This is a genomic window from Fulvimarina fulva, from assembly GCF_039652615.1.
Lineage (GTDB): Bacteria > Pseudomonadota > Alphaproteobacteria > Rhizobiales > Rhizobiaceae > Fulvimarina.
The window spans coordinates 109,439-126,405 of the sequence record NZ_JBDJAC010000007.1 but is presented as its reverse complement, the minus strand read 5'-3'; the positions used below and the strand labels follow the sequence as shown (position 1 = coordinate 126,405).

Genomic DNA, 16,967 nt, shown 5'->3' with positions numbered 1-16,967 from the left:
ACGCGTTAATCTTACTTTGCTGTTAAAGCCCGGCTTCGATTATAGGACTTTGGCAAGACCCGAGCCGAGAGGCTGGTAATAGACGGGCCACAGATCCTCGCGTTCGAACCGCGAACCGACCCGTGTGAGACGCACCAGCATCTGCGCCTCGTCCCCGGGCCCGACGGCGCAGATCAGACGCGCCTGCTGCTTCATCTGATCGAGAAAAATACGCGGCGGCGAGGGGAAAGCCGCGTGCACGATGATCCGGTCATAGGGTGCGCCATCGAGATAGCCCTCGGCACCGTCGGCATGAACCAGCGTGACATTGGTAACGTCTGCGCGCTTCAACGCCGCTTCCGCCTTTGAAAGCAGTCGCCGATAGCGATCGAGCGTCGTCACGTGCAGCGCGATGCGCGTCATGAGCGCGGTGATATATCCACTCCCGGTGCCGATCTCCAGAACCATGTTCTCTGGCTGGAGATCCAGCAGGCTGACGAGGCGGACCGCCGTCGTAGCGTCAGGCATCGTCTCCCCGCAATCGATCGGGACCGGGCCGGGCGCAAAGGAACGCGCACCGGAGACGGGAAGAAAGGCTTCTCTCGAAAGTTCGGCAACGGCCTTCAGTAGGGCGGGCGAAATCGGCGGGCGGCCGACCTCGAGATCGGCAAGAAAACGCTCTTTCTCGTTCGCCCGGTCGCTCACGTTCGGAAATGGTCTCCCAAGCGGTCGAGAAGATGCTCGGCCGTCAGATCAAGATGGAGGGGCGTCACCGAGATATAGCCGTCTCGCAACGCGCCGAGATCGGAGTGTTCAACCTCAGGACCGCGCTGGCGGCCGAATTTGAGCCAGTAATAGGGAAAGCCCCGCCCGTCCTCGCGCTCCTCGATCCCGAGGGCATATTCAAGCTTGCCCTGGCGCGTGATCTTCACGCCTTCGACGTCATCCGGCTCTCGAACGGGAAAGTTCACGTTGAAGAGATGTCCGCTCGGCAAATCGCAGGTCATCAGCTTGCCGATGACGTCCGGCCCGTGACGCAAGGCTGTCGCCCAGGGATCGTTCAGCCGCCTGGTTCGATCGAAGGCCTGGCTGACGGCGATCGAACGAACGCCCAGCATCGTGCCCTCCATGGCACCTGCGACGGTTCCGGAATACGTCACGTCGTCGGCGACGTTCTGGCCGACATTGATGCCAGACAGAACCAAATCGGGCGGCGAGTCCATCAGCCTGCGCGCCGCCATGATCACGCAGTCGGTGGGTGTTCCGGTCAGAGCGAAGCGCTTTTCGCCGAGCTTCCGAAGCCGCAAGGGATGCGACAGGGTAAGCGAGTGGGCGAGACCGCTCTGGTCGGTTTCTGGCGCAACCGTCCAGACATCATCGGAGATCTCGGCCGCGATCCGCTCGAGCGCGGTGAGACCCTCCGAGAGGATACCGTCGTCATTGGTGATCAGAATGCGGGTCAAGCCTTGCCACCGACGCGCTCGATTCCGCCCATATACGGCTTCAGAACCTCGGGCACGAGGATCGAGCCATCCTCCTGCTGATAGTTCTCCATGATGGCGATCAGACAACGCCCGACCGCGACGCCCGATCCGTTCAGGGTGTGAACGAAGCGGGGCTGCTTCTCGCCCTCGGCCTTGTAGCGCGCGTTCATGCGCCGGGCCTGGAAATCGCCGCAGACCGAGCAGGAGGAGATTTCGCGATAGGCATCCTGCCCGGGGAGCCAGACCTCGATGTCATAGGTCTTGCGCGACGCGAACCCCATATCGCCGGTACAGAGCGTGATGACCCGATATGGCAGCCCCAAGCGCTTCAGAACCTCTTCCGCACAGGCCGTCATCCGCTCCAGCTCGTCGGTCGAGCTCTGGTCGTCGGTAATCGATACCATCTCGACCTTGTTGAACTGGTGCTGGCGCAGCATGCCCCTCGTATCGCGCCCAGCCGAGCCGGCTTCCGAGCGGAAACAGGGCGTCAGCGCAGTCATTCGAAGCGGCAAATCGCCCCCAGAGAGGGTTTCCTCGCGCACGATGTTGGTGAGCGGAACCTCGGCGGTCGGGATGAGCCAGAACTGTTCTTCGGTCGGCGCGTCCTCGAAGGCGTTCGCCACCAGCTCGCGCACTTCGATCTCACCTTTTTTCAGGCGGTCGAGATCCTGGGCGCGGGTGAACTGTTCCAGCACTTCATCGGTCTGCTGGGCGCGGCCGGTCATGGAGGCGCCGATGAAGAGGTCCTCACCGAATTTCGGCAATTGGGAGGTGCCGTACATGGCGTCGTTGCGCACCAGAACGGGCGGCTGAACTTCCTCGTAGCCGTGCTCATCGATATGAAGGTTCAGCATGAACTGCCCGAGCGCACGCTCCAGGCGCGCAAGCTCGCCGCGCAGAATGTTGAAGCGGGAACCGGAGATCTTGCCGGCAAGTTCGAAATCCATGAGGCCGAGCGCCTCTCCGAGTTCGTAATGCTCCTTCGGCTTGAAGGCGAATTCGGGCTTCTCGCCGACCTTGCGCACTTCGACATTGTCATCTTCGTCCGCGCCGACGGGCACGTCTTCCAGCGGAATGTTCGGCAAACGCGAAAGCGCGTCGCGCAAAGCCGCGTCGATCCGGCGCTCCTCGGCCTCGCCAGCCTGGAGTTCGGCCTTGATCGTGGCGACCTCGTCGATCAGCTCCTGAGCCTTCGCATCGTCGCCCGATCCCTTGGCCTTGCCGATCGCCTTCGAGGCCTCGTTACGGCGGGCCTGCAGCTCCTGAAGCACTTTCAAATGATCGCGGCGCTTCTCGTCGAGCTTGATCAGATCGATGGAAGCAGGCTTCGCCCCGCGCGCCTTGAGGGCTTCATCCAGCTTGTTAGGATTGTCGCGTATCCACCTGATATCGATCATTATCTCTCGTTCCGCTTTAGTGCTGACGAGGACCGATCGCTCAAAGCCGAATGCTCTTTGCGTTTCATCATCGGACGCAGAGAAAAAACGTTTCTAGGCTCCGGCCTCGCCGAGTTCACGCGCCCGCTTTCTCTCGATGTAGCGCGCTGCAAGAATGGAAATCTCGTAGAGAAGGATCGTCGGCACGGCAAGACCGATCTGGGACAGCGGGTCCGGCGGCGTGATGACGGCCGCGACGATAAACGCAATGACGATCGCGTATTTCCGCTTGCCCGCAAGACCATTCGCAGTCGTCAGCCCGGCACGCACAAGCAGCGTCGCAACCACCGGCAACTGGAACACCAGGCCGAAGGCGAAAATGAGCGTCATGATCAGCGAAAGATACTCAGACACGCTCGGCAAGAGCTCGATGATGGCCTGCCCGTCGCCTCCCGTCTGCTGCATGGAGAGGAAGAACCACATCACCATGGGCGTGAAGAAGAAATAGACGAGCGACGCCCCCATGAGAAAAAGGATGGGGGTCGCGACAAGGAACGGCAGAAATGCGCCGCGCTCGTTCTTGTAGAGGCCGGGCGCGACGAACTTGTAGATCTGCGCCGCGATCAGCGGGAAGGCGAGGAAGAAGCCACCGAAGGCCGCGATCTTGACCTGTGTAAAGAAGAATTCCTGTGGCGCGGTGTAAATGAAACGCGCCTGCTCTGTCGGAAGGCCAGACCATTGGAAAGCGGTCTGGTATGGCACCACGAGCAGATTGAAGAGCTCCTTTGCGAAGAAGAAGCACAGAATGAAGGCGAGGAAAAACCCGATGATGGAGCGGATGAGGCGCTGCCGCAGCTCGATCAAATGCTCGATGAGCGGCGCCGAGGAAGCGTCGATGTCGTCGTCGGAGGCGCTCACGATGTCCGCTCCATCGAATTGTCTTTAGAGGCACCGTCGGTCTTGGCGCTCCCATCCGCAGAAGGCGCGGCGTCGTCCGAACCGTGCTCGGTCGTGGCCGATGTCTTTGCGGGGCTTTGAGGCTTCGGCGACCGGTCGGCCGTCTCGACGCGATCGGCAGGCATCTTTGTGGCGGATCGGACCGAGGAGCGGATATCGTCGCCGATATCGTGCATCGGCTTCATCGCCTCACGCATCTGCCGCCGCGGGTCCAGCCCGCGAATATCGTCGACGGATTTTTTGACCTCGTCGAGCTCGGCTTCTTTCAGCGCCTCGTCGAATTGCTTGCGAAAATCGCCGGCCATGGAACGCATCTGTTTCATGGCGCGGCCAAATGAGCGCAGCATGCCCGGCAGATCCTTCGGACCGACAACGACGATCAGAACGACCGCCACGACCAACATTTCGGTCCAGCCGATATCGGGAAACATGGTCAGTCCTCGACGCAATCAGAGCGGCGGATAGGCTCCGCCGCCGCATGCGCCCTAAAAACGGAATGGATCAGACGGTCGTCTTGTCGGTCTTCGTCTCGTGCTGCACGGTCTGACCCGACTGGTCATCAAGCCCACGACGTTCCTGAGTCTGCGTCGACTCGTCGTCGTCGTTCATGCCCTTCTTGAAGTTCTTGATGCCCTTGGCGACATCGCCCATCAGCTCGGGGATCTTGCCGCGCCCGAAGAGCAGAAGCACGACCGCCAGAACGATCAGCCAGTGCCAGATGCTGAAGCTACCCATAAAGAACTCTCCGTACGCCCCGGGCTCTCGTACCCGGTTGCCAAACTCTGTTCGCTCTAACTAACGATGATCGACGTCTTTTTCAAACACGATCACATCCTGCGCATCGACTGATACGACAACATCACGGCAGTTTTCTGAAACCAGACCGGCCCGCATGCGTGAGCGAAGCGGATCGTCTATTCCTTCGACTGCAACCGTGAAGAGATCCACGCCGCCGAGGAAGCGGCGTGAGACAATTCGCCCGAAGACACCCGCTTCGCTTTCACCGAGCCGCAATCCCGTCAACCGCAATGCCACGGTGAGCTTCGTTCCGTCGGGTTTGTCGCTGGTCGCGACGGGGCCTAGCGCGGTCACGACGCGACCACCCCTTGCCTCGGCCTCGATGACGTTGAGCTCGGAAAAGAATCCTGCGGCAAAAAGATCCGCCGGATGGCGATAGAGGTCGCCGCCCGTTCCCGTCTGGACGAGACGACCGCCGCGCAAAAGCGCGATCTTGTCGCCCATCCGCATCGCTTCTTCGGCATCATGGGTGACGACGATCGCGGTTGCGCGCGTTTCGCGGAGGATTTGCAGCGTATCGGTGCGAATCACGTCCTTCAGACGACTATCGAGGCCGGAAAAGGGCTCATCCATCAGGAGGACGGACGGTCGCGGCGCAAGAGCCCGTGCGAGCGCGACCCGCTGCTGCTCGCCGCCCGACAGCATGTGGGGGTATTGGTCGCCGCGACCTGCGAGACCGACGCGCTCGAGCGCGGACCCAGCTGCGCGCTTGGCCGCCGCAGAGGAAAGCCCTGACAAACCGAAAGCGACGTTTTTCAGAAGCGTCATATGCGGAAAGAGCGCGTAGTCCTGAAACATGAGGCCGACGCCTCGGCGCTCCGGCGGGACAAACTGATCCGGGCCCGCCATCTCCCGCCCGTTGATCATCAAGCGCCCTTCGCTCTGGCGCTCGATCCCGGCGGCGATTCTCAGGAGCGTCGTCTTGCCCGAGCCGGAGGGCCCGAGAAGGCAAAGAATGTTGCCGGCCTCGGCCGTCAGGTCGATGCCGCACAGCACTTCCTTCGAGCCGAATGTGTGCTTCACGTTTTCGAAGGTGAGATTGGCCGCGAAACTGACGCCCGCGCTCGTGCGAGCCGCAGGCGAAAGCGGCGCTACTGTCTTGGAGCGAGAAAGCACGATACCGGCACGTCCCGAAGCGATTGATCGCCCAGCCTGTTCGAGTGGCGCGGGCCTTCGCACTGTGGGTAATCATTCGCCCGCGCTTGCGCAAGAAGCATGCGGGACCAAGAAGCCGCGTCATCAGAGCGGCGGACCTCGGACATCAACGGTTTTGTGAACGCGTCAGCAGCACGGGCAGAGCCCGAGCCTCTCGACCGAACGATCAGACGAGGACGGACAAAAGCCGGTCGTACTCATCCGACGTCGCTTCGAGCTGGTCGGTGTCCGTCGGCCGGATCAGGCAGCTTTCCGCGCGCACCGCACGGCGGCGCGCATCGAAATCCAGAACAGGAACGCCACGGGCGAGCGACCGCATCTCATCCATATCGCCGTTGCAGTGAAGAACGACGTCGCAACCGGCACCGAGCGCGTCGCGGGCTCGCTCGTCATAGGGGCCCTTGAGCGCCTTCATCGAGATATCGTCGGTCATCAGCAGGCCGTCGAAGCCAATTTCGCCGCGAATGACGTCACCGATCACCACCGGCGACAGCGTGGCGGGACGTTTCGAATCGATATCGCTGAAAAGGATATGCGCGCTCATGGCGCATGGCATGTCCGCAAGCTCTGCAAAGGGGAGGAAATCGCGCTTGGCGAGATCGTGATGTTTGGCATCGACCACAGGCAGTTCCTTGTGTGAGTCCGCCCGGCCCCGACCGTGACCCGGAATGTGCTTGACGACCGGCAGGACACCACCGGCCATCGCGCCCTGTGCCATTGCACGACCAAGCACGGCGACGTGCGCGGGGTCCTTGCTGAGTGCCCTGTCCCCGATGATGTCGTGCGCACCATCCACCGGAACGTCGAGACAGGGGATGCAATCGGCGTTGATGCCGTAGCGCATGAGGTCGGCGGCAAGCAGGCGCCCATGGAGATAGGCAAGGCGCTCTCCGGCCTCTCTGTCCTCGCGGTAGAGATCGCCGATGACCTGGGCGGCCGGTCTCTTGGGCGCGAGCGGCGGCGTGAGGCGGCGAATGCGACCGCCTTCCTGATCGATAAAGATCGGCGTCGTCTCGCGGCCGCCGAGTTCCTTCAGCATTTCCACGAGTTCCGTCAGTTGCGACGAACTTTCGATATTTCGAGCGAAGAGAATGAATCCCCAGGGTCGTTCACCCTGGAAGAAGGCTCGCTCATCGCGGCTCGGCTCAAGTCCGAGCGGCGCTGCAATCCAGGATTTCGCGTCGCTCATCGCGGACTCCGTCCTCGCTTCGCCTCTTTGATCGGGCGAATTTTCGATTGTCATAGTGGGATTCGAAGCTAGCCTGTAGCCACCGGCTGCAAGACCGCCGACGCCTGATGCGATCAGCGCGAAACGTAGCAGCTTCCGCCGGCTGATTTCATCTGTTCGCAAAGGTTGATGGCTTCCTGCTTGGACGAAGCGGCAAGACGGACGCGATGATACGTGCCCTTACCCGGAATGTCCGCAGTCTGAACCACCAACTGTCGGCCGGAAATGACGTTGCCATATCGCGACGCCACAGTCTTGGCCGAGGCTTGTGCAGCTTCTGCAGTGGGCTGCGACGACATCTGGACATACCAGGCATCCGCGCTCGGGGCGGCGGCGGCCGGAGCTGCCGAAACGGATGGTGCAGCGATGCTTCCGGTCTGCTCATTGGATTGCAGAGATGCAACTTCGCGGGGCCTTTGCGGAGCCGTCGGCTTCATCGATGGGACCGGCACATTCGGTGCGGGCTCACCCGCGATCTCGGCAGCTGTATCGCTTCCGACCACGCCCGCATCGTCGCCATCGGTCATCGCCTCGATCGCGGCAAGGTCGGCAGTACCGGCGAGAGTCGCCTCATCGTTCAAGGCAGAGGCAGAGGTAATGCCGCCCAGCGTCTGGCCTGCATCCAGCGGACGCGATGCCGCATCGATCAGCGCCTTTGTCGGCTCGATCGACTCGGTTTCCTTGTTGGTGACGATGGTCCCGTCCGGAAGAACCGTGACGGTCCGGACCCGTCGCGGCTGAAGCGTCGGCTCGGACGATTCCGGCTTGGCGTCGCTCATTGCGACCGCGAAAGCGGAGGACTGGACGCCCGGAAGATTTTCGTAACTCTCGGGTGCTTCCTGCTGAAGGGCGATCGGCTTCTCGGCTGCGGAGAGCAGAGACTCCTGACGCGCGCCGCCATCGGAGTCGGCGTTCGCGACCTTCTCATAGGTGACACGATGCTGGTTTGCGACCTGCCTGCCACCGGGATTAGGCGGCGCAATCTTGATCGGATCGGTTTCTGCCCTGACGATCAGCGGTTCAGACGAACCGGAGCTCTCGTTGGATCCACCCAGCACGAAAACGCTGGCACCACCCAGAAGAGCGACACCGACGAGACCAGCCGCGATCTTGCGATACGGCGATCCATACGCTCTAGCGCGGCCCTCGGCGGGCGCATCCACGGCCGCCGCATTCCGGGAAAAGGTCGACAAGATACGCGGCAACGGCTCTTCATAGACCGCCTCGTCCTCGACCGCGATTTCGGTTTCCGGCGCAACGGCGTGTGCCTGTGACGGTTCAGCGATCGAAACCGGCTCGGTCTTCTTGTCGAGGTTGAGTGTGGCCATCTCGCTGGCGAGAAGCGAATCGAAGTCGTCGAAGACAGGCTCGACCTTCTCATCTTCCACCTTACGTTCAGGCGCGAAGGCTTCCGTCTTGCGAACCTTGCCCGCGAGAGGGTCCGCCGGTGCGGACAGCCCCTCGAGCGCCAGAGCGAATTCGGCGTCGAAACCGTCATCGGCAGAGCTGGCTTCGGACTTTTTGTCAGCCGCCACGGTCAGTGGTTCAAGCACAGGCTCCTCAGGCGTCTTGGCCTGAGGCTTGGCGGTCTTAGCCGCCTGGCTGAACATGGCGGCCCCGAAATGTGGACGTGCCGCAGGCTTTGCGGGCACAGCCTGGACAGCAGCAGGGGTCGGAGCCGGAGCTTCCGCCTCGATCGTTTCGGCGAAACTTGCCAGTTCCGCGTCGAGTTCGCTGGCAATCAACCCGTCGAGCCCGAAATCGGGCTGATCGGCAGACACGGCCTCTCTGGCCTCGGGCAGTTGTTCGTTCGCAGTCTTCAGTTCGGACGCGATGCCTTGATCGGCACTATGATCGGCCACTGTCTCGTCGCTGGCCTCGACAGGCTCAGCCATTTCCGATGCGATCAGCGCTTCAAGCCCATAGGGATCGTCATACGTCGCCGGGACGCCTTCCGAGGCATCGTCGATGGTTTCCTGAGCAGGTCCTGCTTGAGCAAACGGGTCTTCGACGGACGTTTCCGACTGAGAGATATCCGACTGGGACAAAGTGGTGTCGAGCGCAGGCTCGCCGTCCGCAGCCTGATCGAACGCCGACTGCGACCGAGGCGATTCAACCTTGGGAGCTGGATTGGCTTTGGGCGCCGGCTTTGCGACCGGAGCACCCCAGGGTTCTTCGATCAGTTTGGCGAGTTCGGCGAACGGATCGTCCTCGTGGGTATCCGCAAATTCGGAAAATCCCCGCCCGGCTGCCGATCTATCGTCCATCGATAATCCCCATCTAAACCCGGCACGCCCCTCAACGTGCTTATTGAGGGGCTAGGAGACGAAGTTGGCCAAAGCGTGATCGACTAACGCATTTCCTCAGGAGCTTCGGCACCGATGATGCCGAGACCCGATCGAATGACAGTCGCCACAGCATCGACCAATGCCAGCCGGGCAAGGCTCGATTTTGGCGAATCAGGATTAACAAACCGTAACTGCGGCAGGTCTTTACCGCGATTATACTGCCCGTGAAACGTCGATGCCAGATCGTAGAGATAGAAGGCGATTCGGTGCGGCTCCCTTGCATTGGCCGCCGATTGTACGACCCGAGGAAATTCCGCGAGCTTCTTGATCAGGCCCGTTTCGCCCTCATCGTCGAGCAGAAAAAGGTCGGCTTCGATCGAATCGCCGATGGACACATCAAAACGCGACTCACGCGCCTGACGAAAGATCGAATGGGCCCGTGCATGGGCGTACTGGACGTAGAAGACCGGATTGTCCTTGGACTGCTCCGTCACCTTCTGGAAGTCGAAATCCAGCGGCGCATCGCTCTTGCGATAAAGCATCATGAAGCGGACCGGATCGCGGCCCACCTCCTCCACGACGTCGGCCAGCGTGATGAAGTCGCCAGAGCGCTTCGACATCTTCACCGGCTCGCCGTCCCTATAGAGCTTGACGAGTTGGCAGAGAATGACGGTCGATTTGGCCGCGCCGCCTGAAATTGCCTTGGCGACGGCTTCCAGCCGCTTCACATAGCCTGAGTGATCGGCGCCGAGAACGAAGATCATCTCCGAGAAGCCGCGCTCAAACTTGTCGCGGAAATAGGCGACATCTGCCGCGAAATAGGTATAGAGCCCGTTCGATTTCACCAGCGGCCGATCCTGGTCATCGCCGACGGCGGTCGAGCGCAGCAGGGTCTGCTCGCGGTCTTCCCAATCCTCCTGCGGCTTGCCCTTCGGCGGCGGCAGCGCGCCCCGGTAGACATAGCCCTTTTCCTCAAGATCGGAGATCGCGGACGCGATCTTGCCGCCCTCCGCATCGTGCAGGGTCCGCTCGGAAAAGAAGACCTCGTGCTCGATGCCGAGGGTTTTCAGGTCGTCGCGGATCATGTCCATCATGGCGTCGATCGCGCGGTCCCGGACGATCGGCTCCCACTCGGCCTGGGGTTTGTCCCGAAGGCTCTCGCCGAATTCATCGACCAATAACTGGCCTAGAGGCTTCAGATAATCCCCCGGATAAAGCCCCTCGGGGATCGTGCCGATGTCCTCGCCAAGCGCTTCCCGGTAACGCAGAAAGGCGGATCGGGCGAGAACGCCGATCTGTTCGCCCGCATCGTTGACGTAATATTCCTTTGTGACGTCCTCGCCCGAAAATTCGAGAAGCCGCGCAATCGCATCGCCGACGACGGCGCCCCGGCAATGGCCCACATGCATGGGGCCGGTGGGATTGGCCGACACATATTCGACATTGATCTTGCGACCCGTCTGAGCGCCGCGCCCGTAGTCGAGCCTTGCTCCAAGGAGCGCACCCAGATGGCGCGGCCAGAAGGCCGGCGAGAGCCGCAGGTTGATGAAGCCGGGCCCTGCGATCTCGACAGCCGCGATATCGGCGTCAGTGCGGAGAGCTTCCGCGATCTTCTCGGCGAGATCGCGCGGCTTCATCCCCATCGGCTTGGCGAGCACCATGGCGGCGTTGGTCGCGAGATCGCCGTGAGCCGGATCGCGCGGCGGCTCTGCCGTCACGCGCTCCAGATCCGGCACGGCATGGCCGAGATCGGTGAGGACGGTCGAAACGGCGGTTCTGATCCGCGTTTCGAAATCGGCGAAAATGTTCATCATAAGCTCGGGCGCATAAGAAAGACGGCCGGGTTGTCCGGCGGCCATAGGTTCAAGTCAATGCGGATATGGGGTGGCGGCTAGCCCAAACGCGGGGTGTGGTCAAACAATCGACGATGTTCGACAAGCGCGTAGGTGTCGGTCATACCCGAGAGATAGTCGGCGATCCGCCGCGCACGCCCGCCGGTTTCCATCCGCTGAAAGTCCCGCGACCACTCCGCCGGCAGAAGATTAGGCTCGGCCAGAAACCGCTGGAAAAGCTGCTCCACGACACGTTCAGCGGAGCGCATGACGGTCGCTACGCTGTCGGCGCGATAGACCCGCTGGAACAAGAACCGCCGCGTTTCGTCGACGGCCGCGAGCATGTGCGGTGAGAACGCGATAATCGTCTCCCCCGCCCCTCTTACGGCGTCAGGACTTTGGGGATCGATCCGCTCAAGCGCAGTCACGGACGTATCGATGACGTTCTCGACCATCCGCGTGATGTGGCGGCGCATGATCTCGTTGGCGAGCCGGTCCGATGAGAGATTCGGGTAGCGCGCCTCGATCTCACTCAAGATCGAGCCAGCCAGCGTGAGACCGCGCAGATCCTCAAGGTGGATAAGCCCTGCCCTCAAGCCGTCGTCGAGATCGTGGGTGTTGTAAGCGATATCATCAGCGATCGCGGCGCATTGCGCTTCGAGGCTCGCATGGGTTTCGAGATCGAGCGGAAAGACGGCATCGAAGGCCGCGACAGGCTGAGGAAGCACCTCAGTAGCGAATGGGCCGCGGAGGGGGCCGTTGTGTTTGACGAGACCTTCGAGCGTTTCCCAGGACAGGTTCAGCCCGTCAAACTCGGCGTATCGCTGTTCGAGCTCGGTCACGATCCGAAGCGCCTGAGCGTTGTGATCGAAGCCTCCATAGGGCTCCATGGCGCGGTGCAGCGCCCGCTCGCCGGCATGGCCGAAGGGCGGATGGCCGAAGTCGTGGACGAGTGCGATCGCCTCGGTCAGATCCTCGTCGAGCCTGAGCGCCCGCGCAAAGGCCCGCGCGATCTGGCTGACCTCGATCGTGTGTGTCAGACGGGTGCGATAGTGATCGGCCTCGGTGGCGACGAAAACCTGCGTCTTGTGCTTGAGCCTGCGAAATGCCGTGGAATGAACGATCCGGTCGCGATCGCGCTGATAAGCCGTTCGCGTGGCGCTTTCAGGCTCCGGACAAAGCCGGCCCCTGCTCTGCCGGTGATCGACGGCATAGGGGCTGAGCGGTTCGCGGCCCATGCCGATCGCCCTTTTGGGCGGGCTCGATTCAGATGCCATCATCATTTCGTGCCATGATTGACCAGGGCTGGCGGCGTTATTACCTTCCATCAGACCCATGAACAAGGAGCGCGGCGGGCTTTTAACCCGACCTCGATCGAGCACGATGAGCGAGACTCTTTCTCAACCCGTCACCCTGTCCGACAAAGCGGTCAAGCGGATCGCGACCATTTTGTCGAAATCACCGGAAGCGAAATCTCTTCGCGTATCGGTGGAAGGCGGAGGCTGTTCCGGCTTTTCCTATAAGTACGACCTCACCAGCGAGACCGAGGACGACGATCTCGTGCTGGAGCGCGACGGTGCCCGTGTCGTCATCGACCAAGTCTCGGTGGTTTATCTCGACGGTTCGGTCATAGACTTCGTCGACGACTTGATGGGCCAGAGCTTCCAGATCCGGAATCCGAACGCCGTCGCCAGCTGCGGATGCGGCACCAGCTTCTCGATCTGATCGGCACATGATGGCAGACCATTCGGCGGGCGCGGCATATGCGCCCCGCCCCGTCACCCATTGTGAAAACCGGAAGATCTGTGGCTTCCGGCTGAAGATCTACACGATTATCGGTCCCGGCCGCAGCATTGAGGCTTCCATCATCGAAGCAGCGCTAGAGGCGGTCGCTAGACGTCTGTCCGCGGTGCCGCAGTCCGTAGACGAGTCGGGCCTCGGTTTCGTCATTCTGCATCTCGGCACCGACGCGAACTGGCTGCTGATCGATCGCTGGGTGTTCGGGGACAGCCTGAAGCAGGCGAACCTGCGCTCGCCGCTCGCCGATCCGCATGCTTTCGCACCGGTCGATGATCCCGATCTTCTTGCCTGCGTTTGGGAAGCAGGGATTATCGAGTTCGAGCGCCGGGCTTTTATCGAAACCATGATGACGACAAAGCCGGATGAATCGCGCTATCTCTCGGGCCTTCTCAAAGGCGAGGTCTGAAATCGTGCTGATCGCATCCTGGAACATCAACGGCATCAAGGCACGGATCGACGGGCTCTGCCCATGGCTGACGGAACGCGCTCCCAACATCGCCTGCCTTCAGGAGATCAAGAGCCAGGACGAGGGCTTTCCGCGCCAAGCGATCGAGGACCTCGGCTATCACGTGGAAACCCACGGCCAGAAGGGCTTCAACGGCGTTGCACTCCTGTCCAGGGAGAAACCCGAAAGCGTGATGCGCGGCCTGCCCGGCGACGAAAGCGACGAGCAGGCCCGCTATATCGAGGGCCTTTGGCAGACCGAGGACGGTCCCTTGCGCGTCGCCTCGATCTATCTGCCAAACGGCAACCCGCTCGGGACGGAAAAATTCGATTATAAGCTGGCATGGATGGACCGCCTCGAGCGCCACGCTCGCGCGCTTCTTGCAAACGAGGAGCGGCTCGTTCTCGCTGGCGACTATAACGTCATCCCGCAGCCTGAAGACGTGCACAATCCAAAAGCTTGGGCCGAGGATGCGCTCTTCCAGCCCGAATCGCGCGGCAATCTCCGCCGCCTCATCCACCTCGGCTTCGCCGATGCCCTGCGTCTCACCGACGACAGGGACAAGCTTTATACGTTCTGGGATTATCAGGCCGGCGCTTGGCAGAAGAACAACGGCATCCGCATCGATCACCTGCTCTTGTCGCCCGAAGCGCAGATCGCGCTTCGCTCGGTCGGCATCGACAAGCAAGTGCGGAGTTGGGAGAAACCGTCGGACCATGTGCCGATCCTGGCGGAACTCGGTCGCTGAGAGCGCCCGGTTCTAAAGCCGCAACGCCGTAATTCGAAGCCTTGCCCTCTACGGGCGGCCTATGGTGTGCAGCCCGGCTGACAACAGCCGGGCGCTTTATCAATTCCGCATCAACGGACCATTCGCGGCAGCCATCTGCTGTTCCGCGTAGGATCGCGCCGTGCGGCGGGTCGCCTCGCTGGCGATGCCGAAAGCCCGCTCCTGAAGGCCCTTGATCCAGGCCTGATCGTCCGGCTTTGCCCGCTTCAGCGCCATGGTCAGCATTGCGAGACCACGGACAGGTTCCGGCTTGAGCGAGATCGCCTCGCCATCGAACAGGAGATATCCGAGCAGCGCCTGTGCCCCGATATGGCCCTTAGATGCGGCAAGCTTCAGCCAGCGGGCGGCCTGCTTGGGATTTGTGCGACCGCCCTCGCCTTCCAGCATCATACGGCCCAGCTCGAACTGCGCTTTCGGACTGCCGAAATAGCTCGCGGCATGGAAGTAGAACTGGCGGGCGCGCTGGAGATCCACCTGCACGTGACCCGGGATGCCCCGACGCATATAGTCGCCGAGCGCAACCACGGCGCTTGCCACGTAAGCGGCATTTGCGCTGTTCGCACCGCCGTCCTCCGGCTCTCGGACAATGCTTTCGAAGATCTTGAAGGCCTCGAAATCATCCTCCGGAATGCCGTCGCCATCGGCATACATTTGGGCGAGCTTCCACAGCGCACCGCGATGCCCCTTTTCGGCGGCGTATTTCAGGCTTTGGAAGGCCGTTTTCTTCTCGCCCCGCTTATAGGCCTGAAAGCCATGTGCGAAGAGTTCGATCGGGTTGGCCTCCGGATCGACGACCGCGTTCGTATCGAGCGCGAGCGCGTTTGCCGAAGGAACCGCCGCAAAAAGCATGCCTGCGAAGCAGGCGGTAAAGAAGCGCTTAGATGTCCGCATAGCAGTGCGTCTCGGCTGCGCCGCCGGGATGGGTGACGGCGCCAAGACGGGCCGTTCCAACCTGTTGAGCGTATTTCCAGAGTGCGCCCGACTGATAATCGGTCTCGCGTGGCTGCCAGGTCTTGCGACGCTCGGCGAGTTCCTCATCGCTCAGGTTGACGTCAAGCGTGCCTTCGACAGCGTCGATCGTGATGATGTCGCCGTCCTTCAGGAGCCCGATGGGACCGCCCACGGCCGCTTCCGGCCCCACATGGCCAATGCAGAAACCGCGCGTTGCGCCGGAGAAGCGGCCATCGGTGATGAGCGCGACCTTGTCGCCCATGCCCTGACCATAGATCGCGGCCGTGGTCTGCAACATCTCACGCATGCCGGGGCCGCCCTTCGGCCCCTCGTAGCGGATGACGAGGACCTCACCTTCCTTATATTCGCGCTTGGAGACCGCCTGGAAGCATTCCTCTTCCGAATCGAAGCAACGCGCCGGACCGGAGAATTTGAGGCTCTTCATGCCGGCGACCTTCACGATCGCACCGTCCTCGGCAAGATTGCCCTTCAGGCCAACCACGCCGCCGGTCTTGGTGATCGGATTGTTGGCCGCTCGAACGACGTCCTGCTCCGGGTTCCAGGCAACCTTTTCCATGTTCTCAGCCAACGTGCGGCCGGTCACGGTCATGCAGTCGCCATGAAGATAGCCGTGCTCCAGCATGGTCTTCATCAGAAGCGGGATACCGCCGGCCTCGAACATGTCCTTGGCGACGTATTTTCCGCCCGGCTTCAGATCGGCGATATAGGGCGTCTTCTTGAAGATCTCGGCGACATCGAAGAGATCGAATTCGATACCGCATTCATGGGCGATCGCCGGCAGGTGCAGCGCGCCATTCGTCGAGCCACCGGTCGCTGCGACGACAGCCGCGGCGTTCTCGAGCGACTTGCGGGTGACGATGTCACGCGGACGGATATTGCGACGCAGGAGATCCATCACGATCTCGCCGGACGCATAGCAGAAGCGATCGCGAATCTCATAAGGAGCTGGCGCGCCGCAGGAATAAGGAAGCGCAAGGCCGATCGCCTCGGCGACGGTTGCCATTGTGTTAGCCGTGAACTGGGCCCCGCACGAGCCGGCGGACGGACATGCGACCTGTTCGATGAGATCGAGATCCTCGTCGGACATCTCGCCGACGGAATGCTGTCCGACCGCTTCGAAGATGTCCTGAACCGTGACCTGCCGGCCCTTGAAGGTGCCGGGCAGGATCGAGCCGCCATAGATGAAGACCGACGGCACATTGAGGCGCACCATCGACATCATCATGCCCGGCAGCGACTTGTCGCAGCCCGCAAGCCCGACGAGCGCGTCATAGGAATGGCCGCGCATGGTGAGCTCGACCGAATCAGCGATCAGATCTCGCGAGACCAGCGAGGACTTCATGCCCTGGTGGCCCATTGCGATGCCGTCGGTCACGGTGATCGTGCAGAATTCGCGCGGCGTACCATTGGCGGCGGCAACGCCCTTCTTCACGACCTGGGCCTGGCGCATCAGCGAGATATTGCAGGGCGCGGCCTCGTTCCAGCAGGAGGCGACGCCGACCAGCGGCTGGTGGATCTCCTCCTTCGAAAGACCCATCGCATAAAGATAGGAGCGGTGCGGCGCGCGCGTCGGCCCTTCCGTTACATGACGGCTAGGCAATTTGGTCTTGTCGGTAACGCGTGCGTCCATCTCATCCCCGCTTCAATGCTCTGAATTCAGACTCTCGACTCCCCCACTGGCCGAGACAGCTCAGGAGTGTCGGTGTTTTGTGGCGGCAACGGGGCACATTGCGGCAGCCGGCACACCACTCGATGCAACGCCGCCATAGTGTTGCCGATAAGCATCTTGCCTTAACCCGCAACGCGCAACGCCGCGGCGGGAAGGTCTCCGCCACGGCGTTCCAATTTCAAGTAACCTGTTTGAAT

The 16,967-nt window shown here is 61.7% G+C and carries 15 protein-coding genes and 2 pseudogenes; 3 read left to right on the top strand and 14 right to left on the bottom strand.

Annotated elements, in window-relative coordinates:
- Positions 1–39: 39 nt before the first annotated feature.
- The 12 genes and pseudogenes from ABDX79_RS11500 to ABDX79_RS11445 all read right to left on the bottom strand — a co-directional run bounded on the left by ABDX79_RS11500 (position 40) and on the right by ABDX79_RS11445 (position 12,335).
- On the bottom strand, positions 40–684 hold the full coding sequence (locus tag ABDX79_RS11500) for a methyltransferase domain-containing protein (RefSeq protein ID WP_346220430.1): 645 nt from the start codon (positions 682–684) through the stop codon (positions 40–42).
- Entirely contained in the window at positions 681–1,442 is a 762-nt protein-coding gene (surE, locus tag ABDX79_RS11495; protein WP_346220429.1) for a 5'/3'-nucleotidase SurE, read from the bottom strand. Before surE ends, ABDX79_RS11500 begins: the two co-directional genes overlap by 4 nt.
- A pseudogene (gene serS, locus ABDX79_RS11490) lies at positions 1,439–2,050 on the bottom strand (serine--tRNA ligase); the annotation flags it as partial. The pseudogene serS and the gene surE, both read right to left, overlap by 4 nt.
- Positions 2,051–2,200: 150 nt before the next feature.
- A pseudogene (locus ABDX79_RS11485) lies at positions 2,201–2,860 on the bottom strand (serine--tRNA ligase); the annotation flags it as partial.
- Between the two features lie 93 nt (positions 2,861–2,953).
- Complete coding sequence (gene tatC / locus ABDX79_RS11480; RefSeq protein ID WP_346220428.1) at positions 2,954–3,757, bottom strand: twin-arginine translocase subunit TatC; 804 nt, start codon at positions 3,755–3,757, stop codon at positions 2,954–2,956.
- Positions 3,754–4,227, bottom strand: coding sequence for a Sec-independent protein translocase protein TatB (gene tatB, locus ABDX79_RS11475; protein ID WP_346220427.1), 474 nt, complete (start codon positions 4,225–4,227; stop codon positions 3,754–3,756). The genes tatC and tatB overlap by 4 nt, the downstream gene beginning before the upstream one ends.
- A 70-nt stretch (positions 4,228–4,297) precedes the next feature.
- The gene (locus ABDX79_RS11470) at positions 4,298–4,531 is read right to left on the bottom strand and encodes a twin-arginine translocase TatA/TatE family subunit (protein WP_346220426.1); all 234 of its coding nucleotides are present in this window, start codon (positions 4,529–4,531) and stop codon (positions 4,298–4,300) included.
- Between the two features lie 60 nt (positions 4,532–4,591).
- On the bottom strand, positions 4,592–5,710 hold the full coding sequence (locus tag ABDX79_RS11465; protein ID WP_346220425.1) for an ABC transporter ATP-binding protein: 1,119 nt from the start codon (positions 5,708–5,710) through the stop codon (positions 4,592–4,594).
- A 205-nt stretch (positions 5,711–5,915) separates the two neighbouring features.
- Positions 5,916–6,938, bottom strand: a complete 1,023-nt coding sequence (gene nagZ, locus ABDX79_RS11460) for a beta-N-acetylhexosaminidase (protein WP_346220424.1) — start codon at positions 6,936–6,938, stop codon at positions 5,916–5,918.
- A 113-nt stretch (positions 6,939–7,051) separates the two neighbouring features.
- Positions 7,052–9,244 (bottom strand): SPOR domain-containing protein, encoded by a 2,193-nt coding sequence (locus tag ABDX79_RS11455; protein ID WP_346220423.1) that lies wholly within the window; start codon positions 9,242–9,244, stop codon positions 7,052–7,054.
- Positions 9,245–9,327: 83 nt separating this feature from the next.
- Entirely contained in the window at positions 9,328–11,076 is a 1,749-nt protein-coding gene (gene argS / locus ABDX79_RS11450) for an arginine--tRNA ligase (RefSeq protein ID WP_346220552.1), read from the bottom strand.
- Positions 11,077–11,156: 80 nt separating this feature from the next.
- Entirely contained in the window at positions 11,157–12,335 is a 1,179-nt protein-coding gene (locus ABDX79_RS11445) for a deoxyguanosinetriphosphate triphosphohydrolase (protein ID WP_463671157.1), read from the bottom strand.
- Between the two features lie 145 nt (positions 12,336–12,480).
- Between ABDX79_RS11445 and erpA the strand changes: the two genes are divergently transcribed.
- Genes erpA through xth form a run of 3 tightly spaced genes read left to right on the top strand, consistent with a single transcriptional unit; the run spans position 12,481 to position 14,090 of the window.
- Complete coding sequence (gene erpA, locus ABDX79_RS11440) at positions 12,481–12,822, top strand: iron-sulfur cluster insertion protein ErpA (RefSeq protein WP_346220421.1); 342 nt, start codon at positions 12,481–12,483, stop codon at positions 12,820–12,822.
- A 7-nt stretch (positions 12,823–12,829) separates the two neighbouring features.
- A complete protein-coding gene (locus tag ABDX79_RS11435) occupies positions 12,830–13,303 on the top strand; it encodes a hypothetical protein (protein WP_346220420.1) in 474 nt (157 codons plus the stop codon).
- A gap of 4 nt (positions 13,304–13,307) precedes the next feature.
- On the top strand, positions 13,308–14,090 hold the full coding sequence (gene xth, locus ABDX79_RS11430; protein WP_346220419.1) for an exodeoxyribonuclease III: 783 nt from the start codon (positions 13,308–13,310) through the stop codon (positions 14,088–14,090).
- A gap of 99 nt (positions 14,091–14,189) precedes the next feature.
- Here xth and ABDX79_RS11425 read toward each other — a convergent pair whose 3' ends face one another.
- Both ABDX79_RS11425 and ilvD read right to left on the bottom strand, forming a co-directional pair.
- Positions 14,190–15,020 (bottom strand): tetratricopeptide repeat protein, encoded by an 831-nt coding sequence (locus ABDX79_RS11425; protein ID WP_346220418.1) that lies wholly within the window; start codon positions 15,018–15,020, stop codon positions 14,190–14,192.
- Positions 15,007–16,731, bottom strand: a complete 1,725-nt coding sequence (gene ilvD, locus ABDX79_RS11420) for a dihydroxy-acid dehydratase (RefSeq protein ID WP_346220417.1) — start codon at positions 16,729–16,731, stop codon at positions 15,007–15,009. The genes ABDX79_RS11425 and ilvD overlap by 14 nt, the downstream gene beginning before the upstream one ends.
- Between the last annotated feature and the right edge of the window lie 236 nt (positions 16,732–16,967).